Annotated in this window: 1 protein-coding gene; it reads left to right on the forward strand. The window is 47.6% G+C overall.

Going from position 1 to position 429, the window contains the following annotated elements:
* On the forward strand, positions 1-429 hold a 429-nt coding region (locus A3735_RS22955; RefSeq protein ID WP_304440007.1), incomplete at both ends, for a prephenate dehydratase domain-containing protein.

Here is a 429-nt window from a genome sequence, read left to right on the forward strand (position 1 = left end):
CGTTTATTACCCAATACGCATTTGAGCATTATTGCCGAGCACTTTGAGCCGGTGAATCATTGCTTGCTTGCCCTACCCGGAACTCAACTTGAGGCGATTAAGACAGTGTCTTCTCATCCTCAAGCTTTGGCGCAGTGCTTTCATCGTTTGGAAGCTTTAAAGATCACCCCTTTAGTGGCGATGGATACGGCTTTGTCTGCTAAGGACTTGGCGTCTAAGAAAGATGCGCAATCGGTTTACGGTAGCCATGGCGCGATAGCTTCTACTTTGGCGGCAGAGCTGTATGGGCTAGATGTGATCGCAGAGAGCTTTCAGGATGTGGGCGGCAACACGACGCGCTTTATTGTTTTGGCTAAGCAAGCTATTGATGCCGACTATGATCCGAAGCAGCATTATATTTCGAGCTTGTTGTTTTCGGTCAGAAATATA

The organism is Oleiphilus sp. HI0061 (genome assembly GCF_001635675.1).